Genomic DNA, 6,352 nt, shown 5'->3' with positions numbered 1-6,352 from the left:
GTGACCGGCCCTTATCTGGCCATGGTCACACTGGCTTTCGGCACCATCATCCAGATTTTGATCAACGAGATGACCTTTCTCACCGAAGGCCCTCTCGGCATCACCATCCCCAAGCCCTCCGTGATGGGCCACAAGCTGAGCGAGCACGAGTTCTACTGGCTTACGTTCGCGCTCATGGTGGTCTCGCTGGTGGTGGTGCACCGCATTTTGAAGTCCCAGCTGGGCCGTGCGTTCGAGGCGCTGCGCGGCAGCCCTGTGGCGTCGGACTGCATGGGTGTGTCGGTGTACCGCTACAAGGTCTATGCCTTTGTGATCAGCGCGGGCTTTGCGGGGTTGGCGGGTTGCCTGTACTCCTACTCCGAGCAGTACATTTCGCCCAACACCTACAACTTCGAATTGACCGTGCTTTTCCTGCTGGCCGTGATCATGGGGGGGCGCAAAACTCGCTCGGGCGCACTGCTGGGCGCAGCCATCATCGTGATTCTGCCCAAGCTGCTGGACGACCTTGAAATGTTCCGGGTGGTGGCGTTGGTGCTGGCGGTCGGCATGTTGATCGGTGCCATCGTTGGTGTTGCTCGCAAGATGACGACCCCCAAAGCCATGGCCATTCCGGTGGTTGGCACAATGGCGCTGGCGGGGTTTGCGTTCTGGCTGCAGTCGATCACCGACTGGCGCCTTAGCATCTTCGGCTTGATGATCCTGTTCGTGGTTTACTACCTGCAGGACGGTATCGTTGGCTTTGTGCGCACCCTGTTTGTTCGCAAATCTTCGGCAGCCGACGCCCAGCTGGGCGCTAGGGCCACCGGCAAAGATGCGGTGATGGCTGCGGCGAATGCCACCGTGCCGGTCGGTGCAGACCTGTTGGTTGGCGAAGGCATCCTGATGCAGTTTGGCGGCCTGAAAGCCATCAACCAGGTGGACATCCGCATCAAGCGCGGCACGATTCACGGCCTGATCGGCCCCAACGGTTCGGGCAAGAGCACGATGATGAACGTGTTGACCGGTATCTACCAGCCCACGGCAGGCACCATCAACTTTGCGGGCCGTGCGGTGGTCGGGCGCACGTCGTCTGACATCGCGTTGTCGGGCATTGCCCGCACCTTCCAGAACGTCCAGCTGTTCGGTGAAATGACCGCGCTGCAAAACGTGCAGGTTGGCTTGCACCACACCTTTGCCAGCAACATCGTGGATGTCGCCCTGCATTTGCCGCGCTACAAGCGTGAGGAGGCGGCGGCGATTGAACGTGGGCTGGGCCTGCTGGAATTCGTCGGTCTTGGCAATCTGGCCAGCGAGGAAGCCCGCAACCTGCCCTACGGCAAACAGCGCCTGCTTGAAATCGCTCGCGCGCTGGCGCTTGACCCTCAGCTGCTGCTGCTCGACGAGCCGGCTGCTGGCCTGACCGCACCGGACATCAAGGAGTTGGTCACTATCATTCGCAAGATCCGCGACCACGGCATCACCGTGATCCTGATCGAGCACCACATGGACGTGGTGATGAGCATCTGCGACAACGTGTCGGTCCTCGACTTCGGCCAGAAGATCGCTGAAGGCAAACCCGCCGAAGTGCAGGCGAATGAAAAAGTGATCGAGGCTTACCTCGGTGGCACCGCCACCTGAGCGCGCCCAGTCATCACTTTAGAAAGAATCACCATGTTGAGTATCAAAAACCTCGAAGCCGGTTACGGCAAGGTGCAGGTCCTGCACGGCATTTCGATGGAAGTGCCCAAAGGTAAGGTCGTCACGCTGATTGGCTCCAACGGAGCGGGCAAGACGACCACTATGCGCGCCATCTCGGGCATGATCAAGCCGACCGCAGGCGAGATCAATCTTCACGCCAAACGTATTGATGGCCTTGAAAGCTACACCATCGCCAAGCTCGGGCTGGCCCATTCGCCCGAAGGCCGCCGCGTGTTTGCCACCATGACGGTGACCGACAACCTGATTCTGGGTGCGTTTCCGCGTCTGACCGGCGCCCGCCCCAAGGGCGATGTGGACGGCGATCTGGACAAGGCGATGGAACTGTTCCCGCGCCTAAAAGAGCGGCGCAACCAGTTGGCTGGCACGCTGTCCGGCGGTGAGCAGCAAATGCTCGCCATGGCGCGTGCCGTCATGCTGAACCCGGAAATCGTGCTGCTTGACGAGCCGTCGATGGGCCTGGCGCCCATCCTGGTCGAGGAGGTGTTTCGCATCATCGGCGACCTGAAAGCGCGTGGCGTCACCATGCTGCTGGTCGAGCAGTTTGCAGCCGCAGCGCTGAAGGTGGCTGACTATGGCTACGTGCTGGAAAACGGGCGCATTTCTGTTCATGGCGAGGCTGCCAAGCTGCGTGACGACCCGGCAGTGAAGGCTGCGTATCTCGGCGGCGGTCACTGACCACTTCTGCCTAGCTCGGCGGTCCGGCGTGTCAAACGATCTTGATGCCGTCCAGGGCCGGGTTGGCGGGCGGGTAGCGCAGGCCCAAGGCCAGTAGGGCGTCTTTCACCAGCGTGGCAATCATCAGGTTGCGGTGCGTTTTTGAGTTCGATGGCACCACCGTCCAGGTCGCCCAGGGCGTGCTGGTCGCGTTCAACAGCGCTTCGTAAGCCCCCTGGTACGCGGTCCATTGTTTGCGCGCTTCGAGATCTTTGATGTCGAACTTCCAATGCTTGTCGGGGTCGTCAATGCGCTCTTGTAGGCGCTCGCGCTGCTCGTCAAAACTGATTTGCAGCATGAACTTGAGCATCACCGTTCCGGTTTCCGTCAGCATGCGTTCGAAGTCGTTGATGTGCGCAAAGCGCTGGGCGGTTTGCGTCGGCGTTAGCCAGCCGTTGACCACCGGCACCAGCACGTCTTCGTACTGGCTGCGGTTGAAGATCATGACCTCGCCCGCACCTGGCACCTCACGATGAATGCGCCATAAAAAATCGTGCGCTTTCTCGTTGTCGGTCGGTGCCTTCCAGCCCACGGTCTGCACGCCCAGCGCACTCATGCGGCCGAATACGCCGCGCAGTGTGCCGTCCTTGCCCGAGGTGTCGGTACCCTGCAAAATCACCAGCAGCTTGAAGCGCTTGTCGGCATAAAAGAGGTTCTGCAGACCGTCAAGGTCTTGCGCCAGCGCCTCGACCTGCGCCGTGTCCGCGGCCTTGTCGCCCGACGAATACGGCTTGGCAGCCGGGTCAAAGTCCGCCAGCACACAGGCTTTGCTTTTTTTGCCAGGCGTCACAGGCGTGGGCTGCCAGGCAGCGCGTTTTTTAGCGGCTTTTTTATCGGGTTCAACGGAAGGCATACAACTCCTGAGGATCGTGTTTGGCCCTGATTCTGACCGACTGCGGCCTGGTGCGCATGGCCGCTGGCTGCTGTGCGCGGGGTGCTCGCTGGGCTGCTCGTGGCACCGCACCATAATTGCGCCTGTGCCCTGACCATCCTGACCATCCCGGCGTGCGCACAGCGCCGCCCCATGCCGTAGAAGACCCTCAATGAAACCTATCCAGTTGTTTGACGCTGCCTCCAGCACTTACACCTACATTTTGTTCGATAAGGTCAGTCGTGACGCCGTGATAGTCGACCCGGTGGACACCCAGCTCGAGCGCGACCAGTCGGTGCTGGCCGAACATGGCTTGACATTGCGCTGGACGATCGAAACCCACGCCCACGCCGATCACCTGACCAGTGCCGGTCTGTTGGCCGAACACGACGGCGCCACCACCGCAGCGCCAGCGGGCTGCGGCATCACCACCGCAGCCGTGCAGTTGCAGCATGGCGATGTGCTGACCTTTGGCAGTGAGCACCTCACAGCACTGCACACACCCGGCCACACCGCTGGGAGCATGTGCTATTTGTGGCAAGACCATGTGCTCACCGGGGACACGCTGCTGATCAACGGCTGTGGCCGCACCGATTTCCAGTCGGGAAGTGCCGACGCGCTCTACACCAGCCTCACGCAGGTGCTGTTCGCGCTGCCCGAGTCGACCACGATGTGGCCCGGCCACGACTACCAGGGCCGGCGATACAGCACCATCGGACGCGAAAAAGCCAGCAACGCCCGTGTGGCGGGCAATACACGTGAGGCGTTCATTGCCACCATGCAGGCATTGGTACTGCCCGCGCCGCAGCGGCTGCACGAGGTATTGCCGCTAAACCTCACGTCCGGGATTCGGCACGACGCTGACGCCGTCCAGCTGATGCAGGTGCAGCCAGCAGCAGGGTATGCCGGCGACGTGTCGCCGCAGCTGGCCTATCAGTGGTTTTTGTCGGGTGAAGCTGTTCTGGTCGATGTGCGAAGCGACGCGGAACGCGAGTGGGTGGGTTTTGTGCCGGGCGCGGTCCCCGCGGCCTGGAAGCAATGGCCTGGCATGGGCGTGAACCCGGCGTTCGATACCGCGCTGGCAGCGGCCGTTCCTGCGGGCAAGAAGGTCGTGCTGCTGTGCCGCAGTGGCGTGCGCTCCATAGCGGCCGCGCGCCACGCCGCCGAGGCGCTGGGGCTTGAGGCCTACAACATTCTGGAAGGGTTTGAGGGCGACCCGAACGGCCAGGCACACCGTGGCCGCCAAGGCGGCTGGCGCTTTCATGGCCTGCCCTGGCGGCAAAACTGACCCGGCGTCTCTGACGCTTAAAAAGTGTAAAAACACGGGCGCGCACGCTGACTTTTCCAGGTTTTAAACATGTTCATAATCCCGTCACATGACACTTCTCGCACTTGACGTGGGCAACACGCGCCTGAAATGGGCGCTGTATGAATCGATGGAACCGCAAGCGGTGGTGCTCGGTCAGGGGGCGGTGTTTCTGGAAAACATCGACAAACTGGCCGAGGTGGAATGGTCAGAGCTGCCCGCGCCCAGCCACATTCTGGGTTGCATCGTGGCGGGCGACGCCATCAAGCGCCGCGTCGTCGAGCAGCTCGAGTTGTGGGATGTGATGCCGCAGTGGGTCATCTCCAGCCCGCGCGAGGCCGGGCTCACCAACGGCTACGACCACCCGGCCCGCTTGGGTGCTGACCGCTGGGTCGCCATGATCGGCGCGCGCCACCGGTTGCTGCGCCGTGGGGCTTGCGCGCCGTGCGTGGTGGTCATGGTGGGCACAGCGGTCACGGTCGAGGCGATTGACGCCACGGGGCGGTTTCTGGGCGGCATCATCCTGCCGGGCCACGGCATCATGCTGCGCGCGCTGGAGTCTGGCACCGCCGGGCTGCACGTGCCCACTGGTGACGTGTGCGACTTTCCCACCAACACCAGTGACGCGCTCACCAGCGGTGGCACCTTCGCCATTGCCGGAGCGGTTCAGCGCATGGTCGACAACACCGCCCGCCATTGCGCCCAGGCGCCGGTCTGCCTGATGACCGGCGGCGCGGGCTGGAAGATGGCGCCCAGCATGTCGGTCGACGTCGAACTGGTCGAAAGCCTGATTTTTGACGGCCTGCTTGAAATTGCGGCCCAGCGCTTTGCGGTGGCCCTCAGCGCCTGACGGACAATTGTGCTTTAACTTTTTTGAAACGGATTAGCGCATGTCAGACCTGCAAGCCGCCTTCGACAAGGCCATGGCCAACTCTAAAAACCTGAGCGACCGCCCCGACAACGCCACGCTGCTCAAGCTGTATGCACTCTACAAACAGGGCAGCACCGGTGACAACATCGAGCCCAAGCCCGGCTTCAGTGATCCTGTGGCACGCGCAAAGTGGGACGCCTGGACCAAAGTCAAAGGCACCTCACAGGACGCGGCCAAGCAGCTGTACATCGACCTGATCGCCGAGCTGGGCTGAGCGCGATTCTGGTGTTGCCATATTTAAAATAGCTGCTCAGGCAGTAAATACCTGGGCTGGCGCCTGATTTAATGCATAAAAAAGCCCGAAAATGATTTTTTGCCGTGTGACGCCTGAGGCGGCCACCGCGCGGTTTTTTAGCCCCAAGTCAGCACCCAAACCCGCCGTCAGTCAGCCTTGATGTTGGCTAGCCTGATCACGCGCTTCCACATGCTGCGGTCATTGGCCTCCAGGCGGGCCAACTCGGCGGGGTCTACGTACACCGCCTTGGCGCCTTGTTCCTCAGCCCGTTTTTTAAACACTTCGGACGCCACCACCTGTTGGACGGCCGCTGTGATGCGCGCCTGTGTGCCCGCTGGCATGCCGTTGGGGCCGTACAGTGCAAACCACGACGACGCCACCAGCGACACCCCTTGCTCGATGGCAGTGGGCACGTCGGGCAGCACTGGCAACCGCGTACGGCCCGTCACCATCAGCGCGCGCAACTTGCCCGACCTGATGTGCGCCAGCAGCGGCGGCGGTGTGGTGATGGTCAGGTCCACGGTGCCGGCCAGCAGGTCGGTCAGCGCCTGGCCGGTGCCGCGATAGGGAATGTGCACCATGAAGGTTTTGGTCAGC

At 62.1% G+C, this 6,352-nt stretch carries 7 protein-coding genes and 1 pseudogene; 6 read left to right on the top strand and 2 right to left on the bottom strand.

Translation table 11 applies throughout. The features are described from left to right. Both ACH2CW_RS16340 and ACH2CW_RS16335 read left to right on the top strand, forming a co-directional pair. On the top strand, positions 1 to 1,617 hold a 1,617-nt coding region (locus ACH2CW_RS16340), incomplete at its 5' end, for an ATP-binding cassette domain-containing protein (protein ID WP_395060060.1). 33 nt (positions 1,618 to 1,650) lie between these two features. Further along, the gene (locus ACH2CW_RS16335; protein WP_395060058.1) at positions 1,651 to 2,373 is read left to right on the top strand and encodes an ABC transporter ATP-binding protein; all 723 of its coding nucleotides are present in this window, start codon (positions 1,651 to 1,653) and stop codon (positions 2,371 to 2,373) included. Between the two features lie 31 nt (positions 2,374 to 2,404). Here ACH2CW_RS16335 and ACH2CW_RS16330 read toward each other — a convergent pair whose 3' ends face one another. Continuing rightward, positions 2,405 to 3,265, bottom strand: coding sequence for a PPK2 family polyphosphate kinase (locus ACH2CW_RS16330; protein ID WP_395060056.1), 861 nt, complete (start codon positions 3,263 to 3,265; stop codon positions 2,405 to 2,407). A 190-nt stretch (positions 3,266 to 3,455) separates the two neighbouring features. Between ACH2CW_RS16330 and ACH2CW_RS16325 the strand changes: the two are divergent. The 4 genes and pseudogenes from ACH2CW_RS16325 to ACH2CW_RS16310 form a co-directional block, all read left to right on the top strand. Then, positions 3,456 to 3,956, top strand: a pseudogene (locus tag ACH2CW_RS16325) (MBL fold metallo-hydrolase); the annotation flags it as partial. A gap of 204 nt (positions 3,957 to 4,160) precedes the next feature. Continuing rightward, complete coding sequence (locus tag ACH2CW_RS16320; protein ID WP_395060062.1) at positions 4,161 to 4,571, top strand: rhodanese-like domain-containing protein; 411 nt, start codon at positions 4,161 to 4,163, stop codon at positions 4,569 to 4,571. Between the two features lie 88 nt (positions 4,572 to 4,659). Then, positions 4,660 to 5,439 carry a type III pantothenate kinase gene (locus ACH2CW_RS16315; RefSeq protein WP_395060054.1) on the top strand — a complete coding sequence of 260 codons (780 nt, stop codon included), beginning with the start codon at positions 4,660 to 4,662 and terminating at the stop codon, positions 5,437 to 5,439. A 40-nt stretch (positions 5,440 to 5,479) separates the two neighbouring features. Then, entirely contained in the window at positions 5,480 to 5,734 is a 255-nt protein-coding gene (locus ACH2CW_RS16310; protein ID WP_395060052.1) for an acyl-CoA-binding protein, read from the top strand. A 167-nt stretch (positions 5,735 to 5,901) separates the two neighbouring features. Here the strand turns inward: ACH2CW_RS16310 and ACH2CW_RS16305 are convergent. After that, a partial coding sequence (locus tag ACH2CW_RS16305; RefSeq protein WP_395060050.1) for a Bug family tripartite tricarboxylate transporter substrate binding protein occupies positions 5,902 to 6,352 on the bottom strand: 451 nt, incomplete at its 5' end.

It is taken from the genome of Polaromonas sp. (assembly GCF_043778355.1).
GTDB lineage: Bacteria > Pseudomonadota > Gammaproteobacteria > Burkholderiales > Burkholderiaceae_C > Polaromonas.
Note: the sequence above shows the minus strand (reverse complement) of the source record. Positions and strands in the feature narration are given on the sequence as shown.